This is a genomic window from Mariniradius sediminis (assembly GCF_021491425.1).
GTDB lineage: Bacteria > Bacteroidota > Bacteroidia > Cytophagales > Cyclobacteriaceae > Mariniradius > Mariniradius saccharolyticus.
The window spans coordinates 117,947-141,457 of the sequence record NZ_JAKEVZ010000002.1 but is presented as its reverse complement, the minus strand read 5'-3'; the positions used below and the strand labels follow the sequence as shown (position 1 = coordinate 141,457).

20 protein-coding genes are annotated in these 23,511 nt (G+C 45.8%); 9 read left to right on the top strand and 11 right to left on the bottom strand.

Annotated features, from left to right (window positions below):
* The first annotated feature begins 579 nt into the window (after positions 1-579).
* The 5 genes from L0U89_RS03450 to L0U89_RS03430 all read left to right on the top strand — a co-directional run bounded on the left by L0U89_RS03450 (position 580) and on the right by L0U89_RS03430 (position 3,851).
* Positions 580-1,323, top strand: coding sequence for a hypothetical protein (locus L0U89_RS03450; RefSeq protein WP_234860241.1), 744 nt, complete (start codon positions 580-582; stop codon positions 1,321-1,323).
* 4 nt (positions 1,324-1,327) lie between these two features.
* A complete protein-coding gene (locus tag L0U89_RS03445; protein ID WP_234860240.1) occupies positions 1,328-1,768 on the top strand; it encodes a DUF5675 family protein in 441 nt (146 codons plus the stop codon).
* Positions 1,756-1,983, top strand: a complete 228-nt coding sequence (locus L0U89_RS03440; protein WP_234860239.1) for a hypothetical protein — start codon at positions 1,756-1,758, stop codon at positions 1,981-1,983. The genes L0U89_RS03445 and L0U89_RS03440 overlap by 13 nt, the downstream gene beginning before the upstream one ends.
* A 331-nt stretch (positions 1,984-2,314) precedes the next feature.
* A complete protein-coding gene (locus L0U89_RS03435; protein WP_157198373.1) occupies positions 2,315-2,509 on the top strand; it encodes a hypothetical protein in 195 nt (64 codons plus the stop codon).
* A 559-nt stretch (positions 2,510-3,068) separates the two neighbouring features.
* A complete protein-coding gene (locus L0U89_RS03430; RefSeq protein ID WP_234860238.1) occupies positions 3,069-3,851 on the top strand; it encodes a DUF8692 domain-containing protein in 783 nt (260 codons plus the stop codon).
* A 432-nt stretch (positions 3,852-4,283) separates the two neighbouring features.
* On the opposite strand, the gene L0U89_RS03425 is transcribed toward L0U89_RS03430, so the two are convergent.
* Entirely contained in the window at positions 4,284-5,324 is a 1,041-nt protein-coding gene (locus L0U89_RS03425) for an ATP-grasp domain-containing protein (RefSeq protein ID WP_234860237.1), read from the bottom strand.
* A gap of 938 nt (positions 5,325-6,262) precedes the next feature.
* Entirely contained in the window at positions 6,263-7,654 is a 1,392-nt protein-coding gene (locus L0U89_RS03420; protein WP_234860236.1) for an exopolysaccharide biosynthesis polyprenyl glycosylphosphotransferase, read from the bottom strand.
* 387 nt (positions 7,655-8,041) lie between these two features.
* Between L0U89_RS03420 and L0U89_RS03415 the strand changes: the two genes are divergently transcribed.
* Positions 8,042-9,400, top strand: coding sequence for an MptA/MptB family glycosyltransferase (locus L0U89_RS03415; RefSeq protein WP_234860235.1), 1,359 nt, complete (start codon positions 8,042-8,044; stop codon positions 9,398-9,400).
* 96 nt (positions 9,401-9,496) lie between these two features.
* On the opposite strand, the gene L0U89_RS03410 is transcribed toward L0U89_RS03415, so the two are convergent.
* The 4 genes from L0U89_RS03410 to L0U89_RS03395 all read right to left on the bottom strand — a co-directional run bounded on the left by L0U89_RS03410 (position 9,497) and on the right by L0U89_RS03395 (position 14,379).
* A complete protein-coding gene (locus L0U89_RS03410) occupies positions 9,497-10,714 on the bottom strand; it encodes an ATP-grasp domain-containing protein (RefSeq protein ID WP_234860234.1) in 1,218 nt (405 codons plus the stop codon).
* A 2-nt stretch (positions 10,715-10,716) separates the two neighbouring features.
* A complete protein-coding gene (locus L0U89_RS03405; RefSeq protein ID WP_234860233.1) occupies positions 10,717-12,141 on the bottom strand; it encodes a leucyl aminopeptidase family protein in 1,425 nt (474 codons plus the stop codon).
* Between the two features lie 166 nt (positions 12,142-12,307).
* Complete coding sequence (locus L0U89_RS03400; protein ID WP_008623434.1) at positions 12,308-13,486, bottom strand: alpha/beta hydrolase; 1,179 nt, start codon at positions 13,484-13,486, stop codon at positions 12,308-12,310.
* Between the two features lie 176 nt (positions 13,487-13,662).
* A complete protein-coding gene (locus L0U89_RS03395) occupies positions 13,663-14,379 on the bottom strand; it encodes a 16S rRNA (uracil(1498)-N(3))-methyltransferase (protein WP_234860232.1) in 717 nt (238 codons plus the stop codon).
* Between the two features lie 174 nt (positions 14,380-14,553).
* On the opposite strand from L0U89_RS03395, the gene L0U89_RS03390 reads away from it, so the two are divergent.
* Positions 14,554-14,850 (top strand): hypothetical protein, encoded by a 297-nt coding sequence (locus tag L0U89_RS03390; protein WP_234860231.1) that lies wholly within the window; start codon positions 14,554-14,556, stop codon positions 14,848-14,850.
* Here L0U89_RS03390 and moaCB read toward each other — a convergent pair.
* The 5 genes from moaCB to L0U89_RS03365 all read right to left on the bottom strand — a co-directional run bounded on the left by moaCB (position 14,847) and on the right by L0U89_RS03365 (position 20,836).
* Complete coding sequence (moaCB, locus tag L0U89_RS03385) at positions 14,847-15,764, bottom strand: bifunctional molybdenum cofactor biosynthesis protein MoaC/MoaB (RefSeq protein WP_234860230.1); 918 nt, start codon at positions 15,762-15,764, stop codon at positions 14,847-14,849. The genes L0U89_RS03390 and moaCB overlap by 4 nt on opposite strands.
* 253 nt (positions 15,765-16,017) lie before the next feature.
* Entirely contained in the window at positions 16,018-16,464 is a 447-nt protein-coding gene (locus tag L0U89_RS03380; protein WP_234860229.1) for a molybdenum cofactor biosynthesis protein MoaE, read from the bottom strand.
* A gap of 2 nt (positions 16,465-16,466) precedes the next feature.
* Complete coding sequence (locus L0U89_RS03375; protein ID WP_234860228.1) at positions 16,467-17,558, bottom strand: HesA/MoeB/ThiF family protein; 1,092 nt, start codon at positions 17,556-17,558, stop codon at positions 16,467-16,469.
* Positions 17,559-17,728: 170 nt separating this feature from the next.
* Positions 17,729-19,447: a lysine--tRNA ligase gene (lysS, locus tag L0U89_RS03370; protein ID WP_234860227.1), complete on the bottom strand. Its 1,719-nt coding sequence runs from the start codon at positions 19,445-19,447 to the stop codon at positions 17,729-17,731.
* A gap of 198 nt (positions 19,448-19,645) precedes the next feature.
* Positions 19,646-20,836, bottom strand: a complete 1,191-nt coding sequence (locus tag L0U89_RS03365) for a proline dehydrogenase family protein (protein ID WP_234860226.1) — start codon at positions 20,834-20,836, stop codon at positions 19,646-19,648.
* Positions 20,837-20,985: 149 nt separating this feature from the next.
* Between L0U89_RS03365 and L0U89_RS03360 the strand changes: the two genes are divergently transcribed.
* Both L0U89_RS03360 and L0U89_RS03355 read left to right on the top strand, forming a co-directional pair.
* Positions 20,986-22,062 (top strand): bifunctional 3-deoxy-7-phosphoheptulonate synthase/chorismate mutase type II, encoded by a 1,077-nt coding sequence (locus L0U89_RS03360; protein WP_234860225.1) that lies wholly within the window; start codon positions 20,986-20,988, stop codon positions 22,060-22,062.
* Positions 22,063-22,387: 325 nt separating this feature from the next.
* Positions 22,388-23,485, top strand: coding sequence for a chorismate mutase (locus L0U89_RS03355; RefSeq protein WP_234860224.1), 1,098 nt, complete (start codon positions 22,388-22,390; stop codon positions 23,483-23,485).
* Positions 23,486-23,511: the final 26 nt, after the last annotated feature.

Genomic DNA, 23,511 nt, shown 5'->3' with positions numbered 1-23,511 from the left:
CCTCCTAACTCCCCAACCTTCCACCGCCCCTCAGCTAGGCGTGATTTGCAATTACGCCTTCCTATAAATCGGAATTTGTAATTCCGCAACTGATGCCGCCCTTTCAGGGCTTGGGGCCGAACGACTATTTCATGCAGCGGGTGCAACCCGCTGCTGAGTGATTTCGCCCCTTCGGGGCTGTTCCTCCTTTTGATCCCTTTTGTCACTTTTGTGGTATGGTTCCGACCTCGGCTAGGTCTGATTTGCAATTAAGCCTACGATAAACGGAATTTGTAATTCCGGACCATGGTCTTAATCGCCACAGACCATCCCCCTTGTTATCCTGCTTTTCCGAAAGCATGATGCCCATATCCCCTATGTTGCATTTCCGAATCCAGCAGGATTGATTCGCCACCATTAACCCATTAACCCAATTACCCAATAACTTAATAACCTCATAACCTCCTAACACCCCAACCTCCCACCGTCCCCCGTCCACTATTTCCTAATTTTCCCAATTTTCCACATAGTCCACTTTCGTTATGAATATTGGTTCCTTAGGTTCAAATTCGACCATGTTTCATTCTAAACCAATTAAAAATGGCAAGACAAACGAGTTTCATCAAATTGGAAGGGACCATGGGAGATGTGACCTTCTACAAAGGCCAAAACGGATCCTTTGCACGGCAAAAGGGCGGCGTCGACAAAGCGAAGATCCTCAATGATCCCAGTTTCCAAAGGGTCAGGGAAAATTTGGCTGAGTTTGCAAGAGCAGCTGCGGTTTCCAACATCCTCAAAGGAGCCTTCCGGGAAATCACCCTACGTTCCAAGGACCTGCGGACCCACAACCGCCTGTACACTTTGGCTGTTAAAGTCGTAAAATCCGACTTGGTCAGCAAAAGGGGCCAACGCGAGTTCATGCTGGGAGACCAAAGCCTCATGGAGGAATTCCAGTTCAACATCAATGCTACATGGAATTCCACGGTATTTGCGAATTACCTGCCTCAAAATTCGGATACCGAAGTCGGAGTGGCTTTTGAGACCTTCATTCCCGGCGTGAAAATCGCCAAGCCCACCGGGGCAACGGATGCCAGGTTCTTCCTCGTCGCCTGCGCCATCAATCCGGAGGAGAAAATCCAGCCAACGAACTTGGTTTATTCCCAAGTTATCAAGTTGGACCAAGAACCCTTGACTGGGCTGGTGTTCTCTATTCCCAGAATCATCGTAGAGAATGCCATTCAGGTGTATGCTTTGGGGATTGAGTACTTGCAGGAAGTCAACGGCGCGTATTATGCGCTTAACGACAAGTCGCACAATGCTGCCAAAATCATCTTAACCGACTAGGGCGATGTTGTTGCACCTCGAACGTGAATATTGGCCCGGAGGTACCAATGGTACCATCCGCATCGAAGGCTATAAAATCTGCCATACCGTCGAACGGCCTTGGAACAGAAACAGCCCTGATTCCTGTATTCCCGAAGGGATTTACCAACTGCATCGGGAGTACAATGAAACTTGGGGTTGGCACCTCTGTATCGAAAATGTGTCCGGAAGGGGGAAAGTGCGGATTTTGCCTGACAACTGCCCGGTCGACCGGGAACCAAAGATTGCGCCAGTTTCCAGATTGGTAGGGGAGGGCAGGGGTTCCCAGTCCAAACATGCCTTCGAAAAGTTGAAGGAGGTCATTTATTCCATCCTTGACCAAAAGGAGGATGCCTTGTTGGAAATCCGTAGTTTCCCCGACGCAGCACTCAATTTGGTCCAATTCGAACGCGCATGGATGGATTGAACCTGCAGCCGGTCCTCGAGGGATTGATTTCGATCCTTTTGACCATCATTACCTACTACCTGAATGGTATTTCCCAAGAAATGAAGCAATTCAAAAAGGATTATGCCGATTTGACAAAGGTGTGCAATTGGTTGGTCACAGAACAATTGGCCATGCGAACGACTTTGGATGGGCTAACAAAACCAAAGAAACGGCCCGCCCTGAAGCCGGATTGATCACTGACTTGAAGTCGGAACCCGGCCGTAGGGTCGGGTTCCCCTAAACCGCTTCGATACCAACCGAGCCAAACCGATGGAATGCATGGTTACCTGTGGTTTAACATCAAAAGCGATCTGTTAAAGCCACGTTCTTATCGCAACAAAAATTAACTAATCGTACTTGCAAATAAATCAAAATCATTTCTTAACTTTAGTTTAAGTTTTTAAAGAACTGCCAGCTCATTTGGTGACTCCTTCTGATTTATTTTTGGGAGAATGTTTGGAAAGGGAGCGGATAGAATGGGAAAGCAGAAAAAAGAACATTTGATCAACCCAAATCTACCTCGCTATGAATAATCCGAAACCATTGTGCGTGCATGCTAAGTTAATTATGCAAATCACGGGGAGAAGCAAGTCTTATGCGTACAACCTGCTGAAAAAGATCAAAATCTACTTCAACAAGGCTCCTCATCAATTGGTCACTGTAGACGAATACGCGGAATTTCATGGGATTTCCAGGGACGTGATCCTGAGTTATCTATAAGACTCAGCCTTCTGCTAGGCGGAATTTGCAATTACGCCTTCCCAAATAAGGGAATTTGTAATTCCTCAGCTAGGCGTTATTTGCAATTACGCCTTCCTATAAAATGGAATTTGTAATTCCGCATCGGATGCCGCTCGTTCGGGGCTAATATTCCACCTTTTGATTTTTTTGTCCCTAATGTGGTATGAACTCAGATATCTCCCTCTCCCAAAGTAGAGAGCGTGGGTTGAGGTACCATTCATCATTGTAAATTCATCATCTCTAGACCAGATTTTTAGGGTCAGAAATCATTCATCATTGCGCATTCTTAATGCCAACAGTAAGCCACAATTCACGGATTGCCAAATTTTCTTTTCCTTTTCGTAAAGCGTATTGATCATTCCTTGGTCTTTTTAGGATTCGAAAACCCTTCGCGGACTTTGAAGCGAAATAGGATTTTTGGGAGAGATGATTTTGAGATTCAATGAATATCCAAAATTATCCGATTGTTATTTTTTTATTAAATTTTTATTTATAATTGTTCATAGTTTTTTAACTCAATTCTTAACACCCAAAATTTATGGAAAAAACCTTCTCACTTTTAGATGAGATAAGCTTTGTTGCCATTTTCAACAAAGTAAAAGAGAGCACAAACTACTTGGTTCTCGCCCTTATCTTCTCAACAATCGTTTTGACGCCGGCGATTCTTGCCAGGAGTTTCTACGACATGTCCTATTCAATGCAAATGCGCGACCCGGTGGTGCTCTTGGAAGGGCCCTTGTATACTGGTTGGTTTTCCCAATTGGGATGCGCTTTATGGTTTGTTTCTGTTGGCTTTTGCTTTTTGAGTCTGCAGCTGATTTCCAAAGATCATCCCATGCCAAGGATGAGAAGTTTTCTGATCTACTCATTGGCGCTGACCACCTTCTTGGGCGCAGACGATATGTTTCTCTTGCATGACGAGATTCTTCCCTATTTGGGTATAAAGGAAAACTTGATCGCTTTGGGTTATTTCCTGGCTGTTGTTGGGTACCTACTGCTCTATTTCAAGGTAATTTTGAAAACGCAGTATATTGTTTTAGGATTGGCTTTCTTTTTCTTGGGACTGTCCTTGTCTTTGGATAGGTTACCCGGACAAAAGATTTTCACTCCCGGAGCCTGGCAATCTGTACTGATTGAAGATGGGGCGAAAATGATAGGTATAATACTTTGGGCCATTTATTTCTATTCAGTGTCCAAGTTGACTTTAAAGAAGAAGACCATGCTGAAATATTTGGGCCTAAAAAATCGACCTATGTTAATGCCTGAATCCCAAAATCAAAAAAAATCCAAACTTCCGGATACTCCCCATCGCGAAAACTGAATTTTGCATTTACCCTGCTTTTCCGAAAGCAGGATTTCTTTTTTAATTCAGTCGAGCTGTACTTTTTTCGGTGAAGATCAACCCATTTCGAGTTCTATGGTATGCCCCGTTAGAGTTTGGAACTGAATGGCTATTTCATGGAGCGGGTGCCTCCACCCCCATCTCTGTGGTGCTTGGTATCTACTTTTGATTTCTTTTGCCCCTTTTGTGGTTTGAGTCCAATCATCCCTCTTCAAGAAGAATGGTTCGGTGTTGAATTCGTTGATTATTGTGAATTCAACATTTTCCATTCGCTTGTGTAAGCCGCGTCATTAACGATAAAAGGAACAAAAATTGACTTGTCTGTGACTTAGACCATGGTGTGGGGCTCAAGCCATGGAGATCAAGCAAATTTTGGAAGCGTTTAGTTCCAGAACGCAAAGACAATCTTTTTCACGGATCGGGCGACTTGAATTTGACCGAGACGCTGTTTTTTAACGACCGAAATATTTGAATAAATATTCGAACAGGGTCATCGAATCTGAATTTCAAGGGGGAATTGTTCCAGATAAACCCAGGTCTGAGCAACAAGGATTTGTCTTTTTTCAGGAGAATCTCAAGACCCCTCAAGGTGACATAGGGGATTTGTTTATAGCTTTGGAGCGGAATGGGTTTTTTCATGGCCAAGAGTACCCAAAGGTGGGGGTAGTTGATTCCTGCCATCAGCGCAGCCAGCAGGGTGCCCCAAACCCGGGGATTGATCTCCACGATATAGAACGTATCGGACGCCCGATGGTACAACAAATCCAAATCGGCAATCCCGTTCCAATGCAGGGATTTCATCAGGGACTTGACTGTTTGGTACAGCTTTTCATGGTACACAAAATCCAATCCGACTTGAAAGGAATAGGGCTTTGCAGGATCCCATAGATTGCCCTTCTGCATGGTAAAGGCCAAAATTTCACCGTCCTGACACAGCACGTTGCAGCCGTAATCCTCACCCGTGATGAATTCCTGCAGTATGTAGGATTGGTTGATCCCCTTTGTTTTGAAATGTGTGGCCAAGCTGTCAAAATCCTGAAACTTGACAATGCCCTTACCACCTCCTGATTTCAGGGGTTTTGCCAGGAGGGGGAATTGGAGCTTAAACGTGTCCCGGTCGGCCAATGCATCGAAGGATAAAGGAATTGTTTTTGCCCCAGGGATCCCATGACGCTCGAGGTGCTCCGCCAACAAATTCTTACTGCCGGCAATCGTGAAATATTGCAGCGTAGGCAAAGGAACCAACTTTTCTCTACTGCGTAAGAAATCTCTGTTTTCGAGTATCGTTTTGATTGCTGTTTCCCAGATCGGCATGATGACATCGATCTGATGTTCTTCGACTACCGTATCTATCCTTGCCAGCCATTCCAGTTCATCGCTGGCTGGAGGAAAATAGAAAAACCTTTTGATAAACCGCGAATAGCGAAATGCATGGTCCTTTTTTTCAGACATTATAAAAAGACGCACATCTTTCACTTGGGAAAGGCAGTTTAGCACGCTTCCGAAAAGTGAACAATCGCCATCAGGGATCAAAACAAAAAAGTATTCACTTGAATCGTTAAACAAGGCAGTAGTATTTATTGTCCATAGTCTTTCGTTTATGCAGTGCAAGAACCGTAACCGTTAGCAAAACTGGATAGGCATTTACAATTTACTGCTTCATAGAATTCTATCAAAAAAAACATGCTGTTGTTTAAATTGTTCTTTTGACATCTGATAAACGGGGACTTTTTATCCTTTTTTCATAAAATACGGTCGATTTTTTTGCTGCCACCTTGTCGCATCCTGATTTTATGGGTGAAGAACGAGTCTCTATCAGCCAGGATTTGTAATTGCCTTCGGTGGTCTTTCTCTTCCCAGACCATGCTATTTTGCTATCCTGCTTTTTTGAAGCCAGGATTTTCTAAAAATTCAATCGGACTATTAATAAAATACCTCAAAAACTACGCAAATTCGAATTCTAATCAGATTTCGCCCTTTTGGGGCTTGTCACCCACTTTTGATCTCTTTTTGTCCCTTTTGTGGTTTGAATCCAGTTATCTCCCTATCTCGGCAAATGGGCTAGCTAGTAATTCATCATTGTGAATTCATCATTGTAATTCTAAACGGAGATGGTTGGGTAAGTTAATCTCAGCTGCTTTGTCATTTTGCCTCCTTGGGGCTTGGTTTCAACGTTTGATTCCTTTTGTCCCTTTTGTGGTTCGCGTCCATTTATCTCTCACCGTGGTCATTTTCTCCCTCTTCTCAAGGATAGGGTCGGGGTGAGTTGCGTGCTGCAGTAGAATGGCACCACTTTGGGACTTTTGGTTTCCCGTCTTTGTTGGTCGAAAAAAGCCTTTCAATAACTTGGATCTTCAAAAAAAAAGGCCGCTTCGTGAGCGGCTTTTATGTTAAAATGCTGAATTGTGTGTCTTTTTTCCAAAAACCGTCAACCAGACGATTTTGATGTCCAGCCACAATGTCCAGTTCTTGAGGTACCAGAGGTCATGGGCAGTACGTTGTTTTTTCTGCTCGTCGGTATCCGTTGGGCCTCTCCAGCCATTTACCTGTGCCCAACCTGTAATCCCGGGCTTGTAGTAGTGGCGGATCATGTATTTCTCCTCACTTTCCTGCATCACCTGGTTCAGGAATGTCCGATGGGGTCTAGGGCCTACCACGCTCATTTCTCCTGTAAGTACGTTGATGAATTGAGGAAGTTCGTCGATGCTGTATTTCCGGATGAACTTACCGATTTTGGTGATTCGAGGGTCATCTTTGAGGGTGGATTGCACCCCGTTCATGGGGTTGTCGCTGTCCCTCATGGACCTGAACTTGTATACCTTGAATGGCTTTCCGCCTTTTCCTATCCTGATCGGCGTGTAGAATACCGGTCCAGGGGAATCCAACTTGATGATGAGGCCAAGTACAAAGAAGAGTGGGGAAAGGAACACCAAAACCAGGGATGCAAAAATCACATCAAATGTGTTCTTGAGCAAGTTTGGGAACCAGTTGTCCAAAGGAAGCTGGCGGACATTGACCACCTCCATGTCTCCATACTGGTAGGTCTTGAAGTTCTCCCCGAAAATCCCATGGTAATCCGGTACAAAACGTATCCTAGTCCCGTGGTAATCCGCGATATCGATGATGGATTTGATTTGGTCTTGTTGGTTGTAGGGAAGCGCAATGATGATCTCGTCCGCATAATTGTACTTGAGGTACTCCTTCAAGCCATCGAGTTTGGTGACGACGCGTTCGTTCTTACTGCCGACATGTCCCTCGCCGCAGTCAATGAATCCCTGCACGGCAAAACGAGCGTAACCGTTAGACTCCATAAAAGAAGCTACTTTCTTTGCCAAAGTTCCCGAACCGGCAATCAGCGTTGTGCTCATCTTCGCCCTGCGCTCCACTATCGGTGTATATAATCTGATTACCAAAGAATTGGTAATGATGCCAAGTGAAGGAATGCCCGCCAATACCGCGATGAACAGGTTCCTAACGTCCTTTGGAAAAGTGAAAAGCAAGTACACGATGCCGATGATTCCGGCCAAGATGAAATAGGTCTTGAAGTATTTGGTCATCCTGGATCTGAAGAAGCTTCCGCCCGTCCAGTCGACATATAATTTATTGGAGTATCCTATGATTAGCCAAGAAGCGATTAACCCCAAGAGGAAGACCACTTCCATGCGTTGGAAATCGACGTCGTTGATTCTGTAGAAGTAAAGGGAAATGAAGAATGCAAGCGATAGACTGATAACGTCCCAAAAGACTAAGATTGGAATGTTTGATTTGTGTAAGTTTGTCATAACCGTTAAAAATAAGTTTACAAGATAGATTAGGTGTTCTCAGGGTTTCTGGTAAAACAAAATTGAAAGTTCAAATGGTTATCTTAGGCTTCTATCGGGTTTCAAATATACAATTATTTGTATTTCAAAACTGTTAATTCGCCTTTAATTAATTGTGACCTTCAATTCCTTTGAGTGATTTACTGATCCAAATGTAGGAACAAAAATGAAAACAAAAAATAAAATGCAAAAAAAATAATGTGAAATACATAAAAAAATATTCAAAAGTAATTAGTTGAATTTTTCAATTAAATAATGAAATGATTCAATTACTGGCATTTTCTATCGACGCAAGCTTATTTTTCCAAGAAATTAAGAAATTAGAACTTACTAAATGTTAAGTATTTTATGAATTTGATATCCAGGAACTTAGCGCCATTTCACCGTGGTTTGACTCCGGCTTTGCTGGTTCTGGTATATGGGATTTGTCTTTATTTGTTAGCCTATCACGTGATTCGGGAGGAATTTGGGCAATTGCTGATGCTTTATTCAATATGCTTTTTGATCTCTTTGATTTTCTATTTCAAGTATGAAGAGTGGGGATTTTCTTTTGGCAGGCTGCTTTTGGCCGCTCTTTGCTGTCGGTTTCTGTTTTTGTTTTCCATTCCCCAAATGTCCGATGATTATTTCAGATATTTCTTTGATGGACATCTCATTTCGAATGATATCAATCCCTACTTTTTTACTCCCAATATTGTCGTGGAGATGCTGCCAACTGATAGGGAGGATTTGTGGGGGGAATTGTTTGCTGGTATGAACTCAAAAAACTACTACACCATTTACCCACCCCTCCACGAAGGAATATTCTATTTCACCGCGATTGGGGCAAAATCGGTGATGGAGTCGGTTGTTCGCTTGAGGCTGACACTGATGCTGTTTGATTTAGCGAATATCTTGCTACTTCGGAGACTACTCCGGAATTACGGGATCGGTTCCAGGGCTGTGGTGCTGTACGCATTTAGCCCCATGGTGATTTTGGAACTTGTCGGAAATTTACATTTCGAGGGGATTGTATTGACCTGCCTATTGGTCACCCTTATATCTCTTCAAAAGATGCAGATTGGCAGGGCTGCGTTTTCCTGGGCATGTGCGATCGGATTGAAGTTGGTCCCGCTGATTTTAGCACCACTTTGGGCATTCAACTTGGAGAAAAGAAAGCTTATTCGATTTGTCGCGCTTGCTGTCTTGGTTTTGGCTGTATTCTTTTCGCCTTTTCTAAACCTAAGGGTGTCGGATAATTTCCTCGAAAGCTTCCGACTTTTTCAACAAAAATTCGAATTCAACGCATCGGTGTACTACCTCGTCCGAGAGGTTGGGATGTGGTTTGTTCCCTACAATCCAATCAAATATGTGGTTCCGGCCTTGGGTATGATTTCACTCGGTTTGATTATTCTGATCTCGACAAGTGGCAGGGAAAAGGACCCAAGACATCTGCCCCGGAAAATGGTTTGGATTTATATGGTATACTTGCTGTTTCAGCCTGTTGTACACCCTTGGTACACTATCCCTGCTTTTGGTTTGGGCATTGTAGCACGGGAATGGACCCCAATCATCTGGTCCGGCTTGGTTATTTTTTCCTATTCTGCCTATCAAACTTCACCGGTGCAGGAACAGCCGGCTTTCCTTTGGTTACAGTACGGGCCGTTGTTTGGCTACATGGCGTATCGATTTTTGTACCGGAGACGACTTTTGAAAACCGGCACATAGGATCAACACATACTGGTTTTCCCAATAGCGTGTGTATACCTGTGCTCCGGTTTTGACTTGATACTTAGTACTTGGTACGTTGTACCTTTTTTCCTTTCAGTGAAACTTCTTCACTTTTTCCTGTTCAACTACCGTAGAAAAATCTGTGCTGAGTCTGGCAGCATAATCATCGAGCAAATACATCACACGATCGTGCTGGGGAGACTTGACGACAAGTCCTGCATGATAGTCTAAGGGCACCCGGAAACAGACCTCGGGATCATCAAATCCGGAAAGGTCAGGGTCTTGGAATTTGGATAGCGTAAGCACGATTCCTGCATATCCCTTACTTACTTTTGGAAGTTCGTATGTCTTTTCTTTGGCTTTGGCATCTTCAATTCTTGCCCATTCCGCCCATAGGTTGATGTCAGTGGCAGCTTCCACCATTTCTGCCAAATGCGCTCCCCCGACGCGGGATGAAGTCTCCAAAAAGTAGATTTTGCCGTCCTCTTTGTTTTTGATAAACTCTGTATGCGCCGCGCCGTCCTTCATTCCAAAGGCTTTCATCACTAGTTTGTTGGCTTCCCTGATTGCTTTATCGTCATGTGTTCCGTAGGGAATATTTGCCGAGCGGAAGATTCCCCCGCCCTGTGAAATTTCCATGGGGGTGGCCAAATAGCGGGAAACAGTACAGAACATGTTTTTCCCGTCCAGATTGAGCGAGTCTGCATGATACACGTCCCCGGGCTTGAACTGCTCTACCAGGTACCGCATGCGGTTGTCGCCCAGTTCGTGGATATTTTGCCAGAGGCTTTCTTTGTCAAACACTTTGATAATGCCATGGGCAGAGGCTTCGGATCGAGGCTTGAGCACCCAAGGGGCGGGTATATTATCGGCAAAATGATTGATTTCGGCATCATTAAAAAGTGCGGAGAAGGCAGGGACAAGTACGCCTGCTTCCTGTGCCCGCATGCGCATCGCGAGTTTGTCACGGAAATACCTGCCGGTTGTCTGTCCCATCCCTGGAATCCTGAGGTTTTCGCGCAGGAAGGTCGCTTTTTCCACATCATAGTCATCCAAGGCGACGATCCTGTCTATTTTTGTGTCCTTCATGATGCCTGCCACTCCCAGTAGCAACTTTTCCAAGTCCCAATCCAAATCCTGTCCAGGCATGAAAAACATCTCGTCGATGTATTCCCTCGGCCAGTTGCTGTCGCGTAACTTTTCGGAGGTGACCAAATAGACGGTGTTGCCTGCTTTCTTGAGCGCAGTGAGAAATGCGCTTCCCTTGAAATAATTGGAAATGCACAAAAAGGTGCGGTGGCTATCTTTCATGGCTAAAGATTTTCGATGAATTTAAGCATTAATTGTACGCCAAAAGCCGTGGCATGCTTGGTTTTTGAAAATTCGGAGTCTCCAAATGCAGTACCGGCAATATCAATATGGGCCCAGGAATTGTGTTCCATGGTAAAGAATTCCAGGAATTTTGCCGCGGTGATCGCGCCGGCATAGGGCTTTCCGTGGAAATTTTTGATGTCGGCGATCTCGCTGTCCATTTCGCTTTGATAGGAATCCCACATCGGTAGCGGCCAGAGTTTTTCCCCTACGTAGGCGCCCGCTTGCTGCAGGTCTTGGGAAAGGGATTCTGATTTGGTAAATAGGCCCGCACATTCATAGCCAAAAGTTCCGATCACACTTCCCGTTAGCGTCGCAAAATCCACGACTGTATCGGGCTTGAAGTTTTTGATCAAATAGGAGAGGCCATCCGCCAAGATCAACCTTCCTTCGGCATCCGTATCGATGATTTCGATGGTTTTGCCGCTGTAGCTGTCGATCACCTCCGAAGGCAGCAAGGAGTGACTATCAACAGCATTTTCCACGCAGGGAATCACCGCGGTTACGTCCGCTTCCAAGGCCAAATCCGCCACCAAATGCATGAATCCCAATACAGCTGCGGCACCTGCCATGTCACTTTTCATATGCACCATGCCTTGGGTTTTGATATTCAATCCGCCCGTGTCGAAAGTGACGCCTTTACCCACCAAGCCAAGATGCTTTTTGGCATTTTTGTGCCTGTACTTCATGATGATGAATTGGGGTTCGCGCTGACTTCCTTGGCCAACAGCCAGGAAGGCGTGAAGCTTTTCCTTTTCGGCCTTTGATCTACCCAATACCTTGACTTCCATGCCAAGTTTTTTGCCGCTTTCCTTTGCCCATTCCGCCAAATATTCGGGGGTCACCTTGTTGGGTGGAAGATCAACCAGCGTCATGGTTTTCACTTGGGCATCGGCGATCTTTTCTGCCCGCTCGATGACGTTTTTCGTTCCCTTTAGCGTGCTATGGATCGCTAGCTGAACTTTGCCCCAGTCCACGGTAGGAGCGGTCGATGACTTGAAATGCCCCAGCCTGTATGTTCCGAGGATTAGGCCTGTAAGTGCAGCTTCCAACAAATCATAATCGCCAAAATCAGGCGCAAAAAGCAATACCTTTTGCCCAAACAGATCCGCTTGCTTTGCTGTCAATCGGCGAAAGGAGGTTTGGATGGATTTGTAGTTCCGCTCTTTGCCCAAGCCGAAAAGTGCAAATGTGATCTCTCCTTCTGAGAAGATATGTTGGGAGTCTTTTTTAGCTGAAAATAGGACTTTCGGAACCGGCCTACCCCCAAACGCCTCAGGCATTTGGATGGATTCCTCTGATTCGAAAAAGGGTATCAGGACAAGTCCCTTGAAATTGTCAATTGATTTACTGACTGAAATTTTCATAGATAGCAGGAGTGGTAGGTAAATATTTGCCTAAAATATCTATTTGGCCATTAATTCAAAAACGATTTGAAAAGTTGGTTTTGTGAAAACTCCCGCTATGTCGGTCAAAAAATCGATGGGTGCAAAATTGCAGGCCTAGGTATGGTAAGAATACCTGCAATATGTTTCAAGCCGTTTCCTTTGCCGTGTCCTCCAAGTCGTCGGTGCCGGCCCTATCGCTGAAAAACAACCATTCGATGGCCTTTGGGAATTCGTCACTCCAGTAAGTTTCGTTGTGCTTGCCTTCCGGATTGACGCTCACCTGGATTTCAAGGTTCTCTTTGAGCACTTTTCTTTTTAGGAGGCGTTTCTTAAGTTTCTTGACTTCTTTGAGCATGGTTTCGCTTTCGTTGGCACCAGCATATAGATAAATGCGCGTCTGCATCGGATCAAAAATATCCAAGAAGCTGAATTTAATCTTGGGGATCACCCACAGACTGGGTGAAAAAATCATCAATTTGCCATAAACCTCAGGATACATGATGCCCGCCAAGAAACTAACCAGACCACCCATCGAACTGCCACCGATACCGGTATGTTCACGATCGGGAAGGGTGCGGTAGGTCTTGTCAATCAATGGCTTCAAGGTATCTGTCACAAAGCGGATATATTTCTTTCCATCGCCTTGCCCCAAAATCGTACGCCCGACATTGTATTCCAACACACGCTCCTTTTCTCCATGTTCGATCGCCACAATGATGATGTTGCCAATGCCGTATTCGGCCATGACGGCAAGCTTTTTGTCGATTTCCCAGTTTCCAAACGGCGATTTTTCATTGAATAAGTTCTGCGCATCCTGCAGATAAAGGACGGGATATCGGGCGCTGTTCTGCTGGTAATCGTGGGGGAGTAATACCCAAACCCTTCTTTTTTTGTTCAATTGGGGAATTTCCACTTCCTTCGAGAGTATCTGGACCTTGGGAAGAAAGCGGTCTTTGTACGGAAGCCAATTGTGGCGCCAACGCTCCACAAATTCCTCCTGCACGCCCACTTTGAGTTTGGTGTACCTATTTGGTGTACGGCTGCCGTATTTATCGATCTCTACGTCTGACCAGTCGCCTTTCGTAAACTTATAGGCAAGTTCCTCAGGATATTGGAAATCCTGCGGAAATTGGAAAATATAAAGTCCCTCGCTGACCTTTTGCATCTGGAAATGCCGGTCCTGCGTCGCCCAATTGTTGAAATTGCCTGAAATATAGACAGGCCTTTCGTCGTCTTCTGGGGTTTTGAGCCTGATTACAAGGCCAGTATGCGGGACAGGAAAATCAGCGGGTGCGGGTGAGATGCCAGTTTTCGTGTGAGTCATTGATAAACGTATTCCGGCCTATATGGAATGTCGGTAAAAATAGCCTTTTGAATTTTCGAATCGAAGGAAATGAACCAAATATTTCCAAAATGTTAACAGAATGCCTGTATGGCTTAACTGGGCTGGGTTGTTAGTGTTGAAACTTTTGCTGTCTTGATATAAAGGAGATTTGCCCATTAATCCTTGGATATGGCGTTCAACAGTTGGAGTGTATGGACTGCGGCCAATCCGGCAGTCTCGGTCCTCAGCCTGCTTTGTCCCAAAGAACAAGGGTGAAAATGATATTTGAATGCCAATTCCAGTTCCTTTGGGGAAAAATCCCCCTCTGGCCCGATAAGCACCAAATAGGCTTTGTTAACTGTAGCCTTTTCGAACAAATGACGGTCATTTTCCTTGTCCACGTAGGCGATAAACCGTTCGTATGCGTCGTATCGATGGTCGCTCACCAATTTCTCCATGGGTATCACCGGGTTAAGTTTGGGGATCCGTGTTTTCACACTTTGCTTGCAGGCTGCGATGATTTTTTTCTCCAGCCGATCCAATTTGATCATGCTCCGCTCCGAATGCTCGGATTGGATCAGACTGATTTCGTGGACACCTATTTCGGTTATTTTCTCCACCATCCATTCCATCCGGTCGGCGTTTTTTGTGGGGCAGATTGCCAAGTGGATGTAGAAATCCTCCTCTGGCGTGAAATGACGCGATTCTACCGATAGCTTCGTCTTTTTGGGGTTGGCATCTTGAATGACACATTGGTACAAATACCCCTTTCCATCTGTAAACAATACCCGCTCTCCCTTGCTTTTCCTCAACACTTTGATCAAGTGGTTGGATTCCTCAGGATCCAAGTGGAACGTGTTTCCTTCGATATGTTCGGCAAAAAACAGTTGCATGGTTTTCTTTCAAAAGTAACAAAACCAAATACAATTCGGATTCGCAATTTTTCCTTGACTTCAAAAAATCCAACATGCGTTCATCAATTAATTAATTTAGATTATGATTTGTATTTTTAACATTAATAAAAATTTATGAGTTAGGTTTCTGAAATTTGTCAAAAATATGCCGACATGGAAAAATCCACAATGACCCAACAGACCGAAGAGGTTTTGGACCTGATTAATGGAACCTTTGACAGCGAAGACGCAAAGGAGATCCTTCGAAATCTGTTTGAGTACAAGATCAACTACCATAAGCTTAGGAATTTCAATTCCCAAATCCGCTTTGGAGAGCAGGATGACCATTCTCTCGAAAGGGCCCTTGAACTGAAGCAAGCGCTGGGTCAGATGATCGAATTCTTTGGAAAGGAACAATCCAAGGCCTACAGGATTACAGCCAAGGTTGTCATCGAACCGATTGCTGACTAAGCACCTTCATGACGGGTGCCTTCCATTACCCGAAAAAGATGGAGTATCGCAGGGAAAACCGCGTCTATGGACTCTGCGGCTCCCTTGGTAGATCCCGGTAAGGCGAGTACGAGCGTTTTACCGATTAGCCCGACTACAGACCGGGAAAGCATTGCATACGGTGTACGTTGTTGCCCGTAGGCGCGGATAGCTTCTTCGACTCCGGGTATTTCTTTGTCCAAAAGTGGTCTTATCGCCTCAGGGGTGACATCCCTTGGAGACAGCCCGGTACCTCCTGTAAAAATTACCATGTCGCGCCCTATACCTGCAAGGCTTGAGAGCGATTGTTGGATGATTTCTTTCTCGTCCGGTATGATTTTGTAATCCAGCACCTTCAGACCGTATTTTTCCAACCTTTCAATGATGGCCTTTCCCGCCTTATCTTCATTCTTGCCGGCGGCAATACTGTCGGAACATACGATGACGGATGCACCAAGGGCTTCTGTGCCTTTTAGAGAATAATCAGTTTTGCCTCCTTTTTTTTCGATGAGTTTTATTTGTTCGATGCTGATGTTTTTGTCAATTGGTTTGAGCATATCGTACATCGTGAGTGCAACAACCGAAGCGGTATGCATGGCTTCCACTTCGACCCCCGTCTTGTAAATGGTGTGGATTTCGGCAAAAATGTATATGCTATTCCCCTCAATTCGGTAGCTTATGCCTGTATATTCGATTGGTAGCGGATGGCAATCGGGAATCATGTCGGCCGTGCGTTTTGCAGCGAACAAACCTGCGGTTTTTGCCATTTCGAATACATCTCCTTTGGGGACTTTGCGGTCCACCAAAGCTTGGATGGTCTCCAAAGACCCGACTTTCACGATCGCTTGGGCAATAGCCTTTCGAAGTGTGGATGATTTATGTGTGATGTCAATCATTTTCCCGCTTTGGATGCCGTTTTTCGTTGCTTACTATTTAAATCCACCATCTCTTTATGTCAGAAGGCTTCATTTGTATTGATAAATCAGGTATTTCGAAATATGGTCACCAGCTAGGCGATTCTACTTTGGCATTTTGGGAAAGACCCAAGTCGTCTCCCAATCATCTCAGGTATTCCTCACCGACAACCCAATAACCAATCACCAATAACCAATCACCAATAACCTAATAACCAATAACCTCCCCAACCTCTCAGCGATTTTCCTTCCAGACGTCTGTACCATTTTCCACGATCTCCTTTCCCCAAACGGGTACTTCCTTTTTGATGCGCTCTACCAGTTCTTCGCAGGAGTCGATGGCGGCTTTTCGATGTTTGGATGAAGTAAATACAAAAAGGCAGATTTCGCCGACTTTGACTTCTCCAAGACTATGGTAGATGTGCATACAGGTCAAGGGATACTTGGCAAAAATGTCCTCGCGGATTTCGAAGGCCTTTTGCAAGGCCATTTCTTCGTAAGCGGAGTAAAGGATGGATGTCACTTTGCCGTCTTCCTTTTCGTCGGCCCTTACTTGGCCCAGGAAAATGCTATGGCCTCCGATGTCCGTCTTGCTGCTGTGGTTGGCGATGGATTGGGCGATCTTTTCAGGCGAAATCGGTCCCTGTACAAATATGTTTTTTGGAGCTCGTTGCTTTTCCATAATTATCGATTGTAGATCGGGGAATCCTGTGCCTCAATGCCTCCGGAGATTGAATGGATTCTTTTTCCGGGAAACTCCCGCTGTAAGATTTTCAGGGCCTTCAAGCTGCGGATTCCACTTTGGCAAAATAACAACACCAATTCAGAATCCCCAACCACATTTTTATTGTCTTCGATTTGGGAAAAAGGCATGGAGCGGTAAGTGAAGCCATTCAGGAGCGGACGCTCGTCTTTTTCCCTCACATCCACCAATACGGCCTGCGAATGGTTATTCATCAGGCCTAGGGCTTCCGCCCAACCCAAGGTGTCGCCATCCCCACATGCCACCGCGTAGTCCGTATCTTCCAGCTCGCCCCGATCTTTCGGCCTGTTGATTTGGGATTTGGGATTCTTGCTCAGGGAGACTTCGTAGACGCTGTGGTCGAGTAGGTTATAAAAAAGCAGTTTGTCAACCAATAGACTCCCAAAACCAGTGAGCCATTTGATGGCTTCTGCTGCTTGAAGCGTGCCAATGATGCCCGGCAAAACGCCCAAAACACCTGTTTCGCTACAATTGGGAATCTCGTAGGCCGATGGCAAATCGGGATAGATGTCGCGATAGTTGATACTCTCTGGACCGGCTGCGTTGAGGATACCGACCTGACCTTGGTGCTGAAATACTGCGCCAAATACGATCGGCTTACGAAGTAACACGCAAGCATCGTTGACAAGATATCTTGTGGGAAAATTGTCAGAACCGTCCACTACCAAGTCATATCTGGATAAAATCATCCAAACATTTTGAGTTGTGAGAAATTCCGGAATGGCTTCCACCTTGATGTCCGAGTACTTGGTCTTGATTGCATGCGCCGCGACTTCTGCCTTATTGAGTCCAATGTGGCTTTCTCCAAACAATACTTGGCGGTTCAGGTTGGAAATCGAAACCTCGTCACCGTCCACAATGCCGATATGGCCCACACCAGCCGCTGCCAGGTATAACAGTGCAGGACAACCTAAGCCACCCGCACCAATCACCAAGACCTTGGCTTTCGCCAACTTTTCTTGGGCTTCCTTGCCAAATCCAGGTACTATGTATTGTCGTTGAAAACGGTCCATTTTACTTTCCTGACCACAGTATATGTTTGCCCTATTTTGATTTGTTTCGAATGATACGGAGGTATCAATCGTCGGAAACAAAAAAAGGGAGCCCTTTGAAAGGCTCCCCCAAGTTATCCTTTTCTGTTGTGAAATAGAAAGCCGGGAGAATGAATCCTGCGGTCAATCCACTACTTCAGCCACGCCTCGACCTCCTCCTTGCTTGGATTCGGCACTTCGAGTTTCAGTTTTTTCCTTCGTCCACAGACATCGTTGAACAACTTGTTAGGGTCTTGTTCCTTCAGTTGCTCAATGGTTTGGATATTCAAATCCCGGATGGCCGGAATGAGTCCTCCCGGAATACCCAATGCCATGAAATCTTCATCAGAAGCGATGTTGATTTTCTTCTCAGGACGCATTTGCGGGAAGAAAAGTACTTCCTGAATCGTGGACTTGTTGGTCAGAAGCATGGTCAATCGGTCGATACCAATCCCAAGTCCCGAGGTTGGCGGCATGCCATACTCCAAAGCACGCAGGAAATCCTCGTCCATGGCCATGGCCTCGTCGTCGCCCCTCGCGGCTAGTTTCAATTGCTCCTCAAAGCGTTCCCGCTGCACGATCGGGTCATTCAATTCGGAATACGCGTTGGCGATTTCTTTTCCGTTGACAAAAAGCTCAAAACGCTCGACCAAGCCTTCCTTGGATCGGTGCTTTTTCGCCAAAGGAGTCATCTCTACCGGATAATCGGTGATGTAGGTCGGCTGTATGAGGTGTGCTTCCACTTTTTCACCAAAAATCTCATCGATCAACTTCCCTTTGCCCATGGAGTCGTCCACTTCGATGCCCATGCTGTGGCAGGTAGCCCTGAGCGCCACTTCGTCCATCTCGCTGACATCCACGCCTGCATATTCCTTGATGGAATCAAACATGCTCAAGCGCCTGTATGGCCCTGCAAAGTCAATGGATTTGTCGCCGACTTGTACTTTGGTCGTGCCGTGGATGGATTGGGTGATTTTCTCCAATAGATCCTCTACCATTTCCATCATCCAGACGTAATCCTTGTAAGCCACGTAGATTTCCATGCCCGTAAACTCAGGATTGTGCGTACGGTCCATGCCTTCGTTGCGGAACATCTTCCCGATTTCGTACACACCGTCAAACCCACCCACGATCAGCCTTTTCAAATACAATTCATTGGCAATGCGCAGAAAAAGCGGCATGTCCAATGTGTTGTGGTGGGTGTTGAACGGTCTTGCTGCCGCGCCGCCATGCACCTGCTGGAGAATGGGCGTCTCTACTTCCAGCCAACCATGGTCGTCAAAGTATTGACGCATTTTGGAAATAATGCGCGATCGGGTCACAAACACATGCTTCACCTCCGGATTGACAGTCAGATCCACATAGCGCTGACGGTACCGCAACTCAGGATCTGTGAATCCATCGTACACATTGCCATCATCGTCACGCTTGACGATCGGAAGCGGTTTCACGGACTTGGAAAGTATCTTCAATTCCGTCACATGGAGGGAAATTTCCCCTGTCTGCGTGGTGAAAATGTATCCTTTGACACCGATGAAATCACCGATTCCCAGCAATTTCTTGAAGACAGTATTGTAAAGTGTCTTGTCCTCCTCAGGGCAAATATCATCTCTCCTTACATAGATCTGTAACCGGCCCGTCGCATCTTGGATCTCGGCAAATGAAGCCGAACCCATGATCCGCCTGCTCATCAGCCTGCCGGCAATGGAGATATCCTTGTAATCGGTTTTGTTGTTTTCGTAGTTTTTATGGATGTCTTCGGCTGTGACATTGATGGGGAACGATGCCGCAGGATAGGGGTCTATCCCCAGTTGCATCAATTCCTCCCGGTCTTTCCGCCGTTCCAGTTCCTGTTCGCTCAATAATTGCATTATGATTTAGATATGAGATTTAAGATGTGAGATATGAGACACGAGATATGAGACGTGAGAAAACAAGTTCAATTGTCAAAATCCCATAAAACCGATTACAAAATTGTTCTACTACCATCAGCTTTCCTTGCTTTGACCAGATTCCTCAGCTATGGTCTATGGACTATTCACTAATAACTTTTAACCAATTACCAATCCCTATTTCCTTTTCAATTTCTTTCTCCTCGCTATTTCCCGCTTCACCAAGTCAAATTCCCGGCTGCTTTGGCCCGCCACAGATGTGTTTTCTTCTGCCCGGCGCGAAAGATAAGGCATTACTTTTTCCACGGGGCCATAGGGAACGTACTTCACCACGTTGAAACCTTCCTTGGCGAGGTTAAAGGAAATATTGTCACTCATGCCATACAACTGCGCAAAGTAAACCCTGTCATCGGTTGTACTGATGCCGTACTTGGACAAAAGCTGGGTAAGCAGGATATTGCTCTGCTCATTGTGTGAACCCGACACCAAACCCATGGTAGCGATGTGTTCCATGCAATACTCCAAAGCCGAATTGTAATCGCGGTCTGATGCTTCTTTGGTAGGCTGTATCGGGCTTGGATATCCCATTTCAGCCGCGCGTTCCCGTTCTTTTTCCATGTAGGCCCCGCGCACCAGTTTTGCCCCAAACCAGTATCCCTTCTCCAAGGCGATTTGATGCGCCTTTTTCAATCTTCCAAGCATATCGTGGCGGTACATTTGGAAGGTGTTGTAGACAATGCAGGATTTTTGGTTGTATTTTTCCATTGCTTCGTAGGCCATTTTATCTATGACCTCCTGAAACCACGATTCCTCGGCATCGATCAAGATCTTTGTATTAGCGGCATGTGCTGCAGCGCAGAGTTCATCCACACGGGCCTTCAACTTTTCAAAAGATTCTTTTTCGCCATTGCTCAGCTGTTGGCCAGCCTGGATTTTGGTCATGATGCCAAAGTCACCCAAGCCGGTCACCTTGAACACGGCGAATGGCATATTTTCATCACCAGCTGACCTTTCGATCGTCTTCAGGATTTCGTTTTTGGTGGCGTCAAAGCTTTCCTCGTCGCCCTTTCCTTCTACCGAATAATCCAGAATCGTATGGATATGGTACTTGGCCAACACGTCCACGGATTTTTGACAGTCCTCAATATTTTCCCCGCCGCAGAAGTGCCCGAACATGGTTTTTTTCATCAAACCTTTGATCGGAAGGCCCAGGGCAAAAGACCAATTGGCCAATTTGGTACCGACACTCACCGCAAGATTATTGTTGATCGTTGCGAAAATCAGGTACATTTTTTTCAGTTCTGCATCTGATTTGGAAGCAAATGCCACCTCCAGGTTTTCGAAAGATATATTGGGTTTGACTTGCATAGGACAAGATTGACGGCGCAAATATATCAAAAAACTGCCGCGGGAAGGGCATTGTTTTCACAGCAAATCAGAATAATATTTTGAATAATTGTGCGAATTTTACAAACTCTTCCACTGAGGGAGAGGTTTTGTGGACAAAGCCGTAGAAGATGAATTTGAAGCCGCTCCTTTCGGAAAATCAAGCCAACAAGCCTTTGGTAATCGCAGGTCCTTGCAGTGTCGAAACACCCGAGCAATTGGACCGCACGGTAGCCGGTTTGGTCGAGGCGGGGATAAAGATCATCCGTGGCGGCGTTTGGAAACCGAGAACCCGGCCTGGCAGTTTCGAAGGGGTGGGGGATATTGCGCTTTCGTGGATAGTTGATGTCAAGAATAGGCATGATGTCAAATTCGCAGTCGAAGTCGCTTCGGCGCGACATGTGGAACAGGCCCTTGGTCACGGCATTGACGTCCTTTGGATTGGGGCAAGGTCTACGGTCAATCCCTTCACGGTCCAGGAAATCGCGGATAGCTTGAAGGGAGTTGACATTCCCGTATTGGTCAAAAACCCGGTCAACGCAGATATTGGGCTTTGGATCGGAGCCTTGGAACGTATCAATAAAGCGGGTATTGAAAGGTTGGCGGCAATTCACCGCGGTTTTTCCAATTTCAATGAAAAGCTATATAGGAACAGTCCCATGTGGCAAATCCCGATTGAATTGAAGACCCGTTTCCCAGAATTGCCCATCATCAACGACCCCAGCCATATCAGTGGACAGCGGCACTTGGTACTGGGCATTGCCCAAATGGCTTTGGACCTGAATTTTGACGGACTGATCATCGAGTCCCATGTAGACCCCGATGCGGCTTGGTCCGACGCGGCGCAGCAATTGACTCCCGGCGATCTTTCCACATTGTTGAGAAGCCTGCACCTTCGTTCCGGATTCTCTCCCAATCCGAAGTTTGCCTCCCAATTGGAATTTTTGCGGGAAAAGGTAGATGATATTGACAGGCAATTGTTGGAGACATTGAGCCGCAGGATGCACCTTGTCGAGCAGGCTGGGGAGTACAAGAAGGAAAACAATGTTGCGATCTTCCAACTCGAGCGATGGAGGGAGATTTTTGAAAGTCGACCTGATTGGGCGAAATCACTCAAACTCGACCCCGCTTTTGTACGGGAAATTTTCCAACTGATCCACGCCCAATCGATTGATGTGCAGGAGCGGATTCTGGGCAAAAAAGACTAGAAACAAATCAATCATCTGGAGGTATGCGAAATAAAATTCCGTCCGGAACAGGCAAAGTATGTTTTTTGGATTTGATTGTTGAATCCACCGTATGATTTGTGAAAAATTAAAAATTATTCAAAAAATTGTTTGTTTTTGAAAAAGTGGCCCTTTACTTTTGGAACATGTTAATCGCAGCATTCGCCTATTTTACCTTCTTTTACTTTTACTTTCGCCTCGAAGGTCGAATCGGAGCTGCACATTGTCTGGTAAAAAACTAAAAAATATAAACAGCAAAAAAAGCCCGGTTCGAAAGGATCGGGCTTTTTTTTTAAACAATCAAATCATGAACGACCATTTACAAATCAAAGATTGGGGCTTGGGAATCGAAGGCCACGTCATCATCGCAGGGCCCTGCAGCGCCGAAACGCCTCAGCAGATCGAGCAAATCTGCTTGGATATGAAGAAGGAAAACATGGTACCCGACATGTTCCGGGCCGGAATTTGGAAACCAAGGACCAGGCCAGGAGCATTTGAAGGAATTGGTGAAGATGGTCTGAAGTGGATGGAAATCGTTCGCCACCACCTGAATATTCCGATTACCACGGAGGTTGGCAATGCAGCCCACGCCGAACTGGCACTCAAGCATAAAGTGGACGTCGTATGGATTGGAGCGCGAACCACCGTCAATCCATTTGCGGTACAGGAAATCGCCGAGGCCCTTCGTGGTACAGATATCCCAGTCATGATCAAAAACCCCATGAATCCTGATCTCCAGTTGTGGATTGGTGCTTTGGAAAGAATGCACGCCGTGGGTTTGAAAAAGCTGGCAGCTATCCATAGAGGGTTTTCTGACTCCTATGACAAGCGATTCCGCAACAAACCCAATTGGTCCATGCCTATCCACCTGAAGAGGGAGTGGAAAGGCATGGAAGTGATCAACGACCCCAGCCATATTGTAGGTAACCGTGAGGGGATTTTGGAAACCGCCCAGCGCGCCATCAACTTTGGTTTGGATGGCTTGATGATCGAAACGCACCACGATCCCGACAAAGCTTGGTCTGATGCCAAACAACAAGTGACTCCAGCACGATTGAAGGAAATCCTTTCCCAAATCGACTTCAAAGACACCTTGGGTGCCGAACAGCCAAGCGAGCGTCTCAACGACCTCAGGACTGCCATTGACCATTTGGATGACCAATTGCTCGATATCCTGCAAGAGCGGTTTTCCCTGATCGATCAGGTTGGCGCCTACAAGCGCGAAAACCATTTGACTGTATTCCAGTCTGACCGTTGGAAATATGTGATGGAATCGCGTACCCAAAAGGGAATTGCCAAAAACCTCAGTGAGAAGTTCATGAAAGAACTGCTCTACTGCATCCACGAGGAGTCAGTCAAAAGACAGGAAAAACAACTCCGCGAGGCCGATCCCGTCAAAAAATAGCATATAGCCAAAACAGCCAAAGGGAA

Coding starts and splice junctions, on each gene's coding strand:
- L0U89_RS03380 (WP_234860229.1), bottom strand. CDS start 16,464: ATGGAAAAGCAACGAGCTCCAAAAAACATATTTGTACAGGGACCGATT.
- L0U89_RS03375 (WP_234860228.1), bottom strand. CDS start 17,558: ATGGACCGTTTTCAACGACAATACATAGTACCTGGATTTGGCAAGGAA.
- L0U89_RS03445 (WP_234860240.1), top strand. CDS start 1,328: ATGTTGTTGCACCTCGAACGTGAATATTGGCCCGGAGGTACCAATGGT.
- L0U89_RS03400 (WP_008623434.1), bottom strand. CDS start 13,486: ATGACTCACACGAAAACTGGCATCTCACCCGCACCCGCTGATTTTCCT.
- L0U89_RS03355 (WP_234860224.1), top strand. CDS start 22,388: ATGAACGACCATTTACAAATCAAAGATTGGGGCTTGGGAATCGAAGGC.
- L0U89_RS03440 (WP_234860239.1), top strand. CDS start 1,756: ATGGATGGATTGAACCTGCAGCCGGTCCTCGAGGGATTGATTTCGATC.
- L0U89_RS03425 (WP_234860237.1), bottom strand. CDS start 5,324: ATGTCTGAAAAAAAGGACCATGCATTTCGCTATTCGCGGTTTATCAAA.
- L0U89_RS03365 (WP_234860226.1), bottom strand. CDS start 20,836: ATGCAAGTCAAACCCAATATATCTTTCGAAAACCTGGAGGTGGCATTT.
- L0U89_RS03420 (WP_234860236.1), bottom strand. CDS start 7,654: ATGACAAACTTACACAAATCAAACATTCCAATCTTAGTCTTTTGGGAC.
- L0U89_RS03450 (WP_234860241.1), top strand. CDS start 580: ATGGCAAGACAAACGAGTTTCATCAAATTGGAAGGGACCATGGGAGAT.
- lysS (WP_234860227.1), bottom strand. CDS start 19,447: ATGCAATTATTGAGCGAACAGGAACTGGAACGGCGGAAAGACCGGGAG.
- L0U89_RS03430 (WP_234860238.1), top strand. CDS start 3,069: ATGGAAAAAACCTTCTCACTTTTAGATGAGATAAGCTTTGTTGCCATT.
- L0U89_RS03410 (WP_234860234.1), bottom strand. CDS start 10,714: ATGAAAGATAGCCACCGCACCTTTTTGTGCATTTCCAATTATTTCAAG.
- L0U89_RS03360 (WP_234860225.1), top strand. CDS start 20,986: ATGAATTTGAAGCCGCTCCTTTCGGAAAATCAAGCCAACAAGCCTTTG.
- L0U89_RS03405 (WP_234860233.1), bottom strand. CDS start 12,141: ATGAAAATTTCAGTCAGTAAATCAATTGACAATTTCAAGGGACTTGTC.
- L0U89_RS03395 (WP_234860232.1), bottom strand. CDS start 14,379: ATGCAACTGTTTTTTGCCGAACATATCGAAGGAAACACGTTCCACTTG.
- L0U89_RS03390 (WP_234860231.1), top strand. CDS start 14,554: ATGGAAAAATCCACAATGACCCAACAGACCGAAGAGGTTTTGGACCTG.
- moaCB (WP_234860230.1), bottom strand. CDS start 15,764: ATGATTGACATCACACATAAATCATCCACACTTCGAAAGGCTATTGCC.
- L0U89_RS03415 (WP_234860235.1), top strand. CDS start 8,042: ATGAATTTGATATCCAGGAACTTAGCGCCATTTCACCGTGGTTTGACT.
- L0U89_RS03435 (WP_157198373.1), top strand. CDS start 2,315: ATGAATAATCCGAAACCATTGTGCGTGCATGCTAAGTTAATTATGCAA.